This window comes from Asticcacaulis sp., assembly GCF_027484505.1.
Taxonomy (GTDB): domain Bacteria; phylum Pseudomonadota; class Alphaproteobacteria; order Caulobacterales; family Caulobacteraceae; genus Asticcacaulis.
In genome coordinates this window covers 1-3,385 of the sequence record NZ_JAIXSV010000288.1, presented here as the reverse complement: position 1 = coordinate 3,385, position 3,385 = coordinate 1, and the positions used below count along the sequence as shown (strand labels likewise).

Below are 3,385 nucleotides of genomic sequence, written 5' to 3'. Positions count from 1 at the left end.
GCCATTGTGCCCTGGCCGCAGTTGCATCGTTCTGGGCAAAGGCGGTGCCGATAAAGGCCGCCACGACGCGACGGCCCTGCTTGCCGGCATGGGCCAGGACGTTTCGCATGAAATGTACACGGGGGCCGTTGAAAAAGCCTGCCATCGGTGATTCCCTGTCCTGGCAAGCCGGTGATGGGAGGCGGGGATGCTGGTGCAGCGCGGTCCTGAGCAGTACGAGTTCTTCGCTGGCTCTCTGCGCGACCTTGTCCCTGGCGACCACGTCCTGGCCCGCGTGGGCCGTGTCCTAGACCTCTCATGGCTGCGGGCGGAGGTCGCCGACCTCTACAGTCCGGACAACGGCCGACCGGGTATCGACCCGGAGGCGGCACTGCGGCTCATGCTGGCCGGGTTCCTGCTCGGTATCGTCCACGACCGCCGCCTGATGCGGGAGGCCGCTGTCAACGTCGCGATCCGCTGGTTCGCCGGCTACGGCCTGACCGAGCGCCTGCCAGACCATTCCAGCCTTACCCGCATCCGCCAGCGCTGGGGCGAGTTGCGGTTCCGGCGGGTGTTCGAGAGGACGGTCCAGGCCTGCTTAGCCGCCAAGGTGGCCAAGGGCGAGGTGGTCCACGTCGACGCATCCCTCATTCGGGCCGACGTCAGTTGGGAGGCCCTGGCCAAGCGCTGGGTCGACAGAGTGGGCGAGGAGAATCCCGTGGACGAGGCCGAACGGGATTCCAAGAAGACAGGCAAGTACAAGAAGGTCTGCACCACTGATCCCGACGCCAGCATGGCGACCAGCGATCGACGGCAACGCTTGGAACCCTCCTACAAGCAACACACGGCCGTGGACGATGAGGCCGGGGTGGTGCTGGACGTGCACGTCACCACGGGCGAGGACAACGAAGGCGCGGAACTGGTGCCTGCCCTCGACAGGGTCGAGGCGCTAACTGGCGCCAAGGTGTCCACCGCCACAGCGGATGCCGGCTACGCCTACGCCAAGGTCTATGGGCAGTTGGAGCGCCGTGGGACCCAAGCCGTGATTCCGCCCAAGGCCGAGCCGATCCGCTCGCCGGTACCCATGCGCCGGTTTCGCTACGACGCCCGCCACGACATTCTGAAGTGCCCGCGCGGCAAGGTCCTGAAAGCGGGTCGGGCGGTGAAGCACGGCCGGTTCTTCACCTCGCGCGCCCGGGATTGCAGGCGTTGCGACCTGCGTAAGCTGTGCCTTTCGGGCAGCCGGGCCAACAAGGCCATGGTGGTCGGAGATGACTACCCGGCGCTGCTGCGGGCGCGCCGACGCCGGGAGCAGTGGACAGACATGGACCGTGAACTCTACCGCCGCCACCGTTGGAAGGTGGAGGGCGTCCACGGCGAGGCGAAGAGCTGGCACGGACTCGCCCGCGCCGTGCGCCGGGGCCTCTGGAACATGCGGGTGCAGGCCTATCTGGCCGCCGCCGCGATCAACCTCAAGCGGCTGGCCATGGCCGTACTCGTGTTTTGGGTGGCGCTGACCCGTGCCGCCGACGCCGTCACCAACACACGAACCGCGGTTGCCTCATTCGCCCAGCGGCCCGCCTGAGCCTGAGAGGGGATATTCAACGCCCCCCGCGTGCATTTCATGCGCAATGTCCTGGCCCATGCCGGCAAACAGGGCCGCCGTGTCGTCGCGGCCTTTATCGGCACCGCCTTTGCCCAGAACGACGCCGTATCGGCCAGGGTCCAATGGCGGCAGGTCGCCGATCAACTGCGCCCCAAGGTGCCCAAGCTGGCAACCCTGCTGGACGAGGCCGAGAATGACGTGCTGGCCTACATGACCTTTCCCCGCGAACATCGGGCCAAGATCCACAGCACCAACCCCATCGAACGGCTGAACGGCGAGATCAAGCGCCGAACCGACGTCGTCGGCATCTTTCCCAATGAGGCCGCCATCACCAGGCTTGTCGGTGCTATCCTGTTGGAACAGAACGATGTGTATGGACCGCCCCACCCTTGCAAGGATTTTGTGGAGTGCTGATGATGAAGCCGGCGCTTGCGGTCGTGTATCCGGCCTGTCAGCGCGGTGTCTCGACCGCTGGCCTTGATGGTATCCGCGGATCGGCCGCCTGACAAATGGACGGGCTATGACGCCCGCATCGTTTCAAGGGCCTTTGCCGATCCCGGTCTGACCGGTTCGCCATCACTCTCCACTTCCCTCGCAAGCCGGGACACCCGCAGGGCGGGGTCCGTGCCGGCTATGCCGCCATCGCCGGCGTCCATGGCCGATAAGCGGCCTCACGCGACAGCATGGCCCATACGATCCGTGCCGTCTTATGGGCAACGGCTGTCGCCGCTACCGGGATGGGCCGTCGCCCGACCAGAGCCTTCAGCCATGGCCGTAGGACGACACCGGGCCGTTTGGTCAGTCCGACCAGCGCCCGCGCCCCGTGGATCAACAGCGTTCGTAGATATCGATCACCGCCCTTGCTGATGGCACCGATACGCTGGCGATCACCGCTGGCCCGAATGCGGGGTGTCAGACCCAGCCAAGCGGCAAAATGCCGTGCAGACTGGAACTGTTTGCCGTTACCCACAGCGGCTACCAACGCTGAGGCCGTCAGCGGGCCGATCCCGGGTATTTCCGCCAGACGCTGACTGGCAGTGTTCGCCTCGTGCCAGGTCAAAATCTCTGCCTCGACTGCCTCAGCCCGCTCCCGCAACTCGTCGACATGTTCGAACAAGCTTGTGATTGCCTGTCTTGCTTCCTCCGGTACGGTGTCCTTATCAGCTTGGAACAGTCGACGGCGAAGATCCTCCAATCTGGCTGTGCCCTTGCCGGCGACCAGCCCGAATTCCCCCAGGAGACCGCGAAGCGCATTGATGGTGGCCGTACGCTGCCGAACAAGCAGGGCGCGGGTCCGATGCAGGGCCAGAACCGCCTGCTGGGAAACGCTTTTGATCGGTACGAACCGCATGTTAGGCCGGCCCACCGCCTCGCAGATCGCCTCGGCATCGGCGGCATCCGTCTTGTTGCGCTTGACGTAGGGTTTCACATATTGCGGCGGAATCAGCCGAACCTCATGGCCCAACCGGGTCAACTCCCGCGCCCAATGATGAGCGCTGGAACAGGCCTCCATGCCGACAAGACAAGGGGGCAGCTTGGCAAAAAATCCCGCTAGTTGCCCTCTGGCCAGCCGCTTGCGCAATACCGGCTGACCTGCATTGTCCACGCCGTGGACCTGGAAAACCGACTTGGCGATATCAAGACCGATCATCTGCACAGACATGGCATGCCTCCTGATGTTGGTACCGTCATTGCCCCGTTGCAGAGATATGGAGATGAGGGGCGGTCCATGCCATCAAATGGACCGTACAGCGCGCCCGTTACATGACACTGGAAACAATCGCCCCGCTCAGCGATGAT

General features: G+C 64.7%; 1 protein-coding gene and 3 pseudogenes. 2 read left to right on the top strand and 2 right to left on the bottom strand.

Annotated features, from left to right (window positions below):
* Positions 1-121: pseudogene (locus Q0072_RS16720) on the bottom strand (transposase); the annotation flags it as partial.
* A 66-nt stretch (positions 122-187) separates the two neighbouring features.
* Here Q0072_RS16720 and Q0072_RS16715 point away from each other — a divergent pair.
* Positions 188-1,474: pseudogene (locus tag Q0072_RS16715) on the top strand (IS1182 family transposase); the annotation flags it as partial.
* A gap of 117 nt (positions 1,475-1,591) precedes the next feature.
* Positions 1,592-1,954: pseudogene (locus tag Q0072_RS16710) on the top strand (transposase); the annotation flags it as partial.
* Between the two features lie 262 nt (positions 1,955-2,216).
* Here Q0072_RS16710 and Q0072_RS16705 read toward each other — a convergent pair.
* Positions 2,217-3,248 (bottom strand): IS110 family transposase, encoded by a 1,032-nt coding sequence (locus tag Q0072_RS16705; RefSeq protein WP_298332525.1) that lies wholly within the window; start codon positions 3,246-3,248, stop codon positions 2,217-2,219.
* Positions 3,249-3,385: the final 137 nt, after the last annotated feature.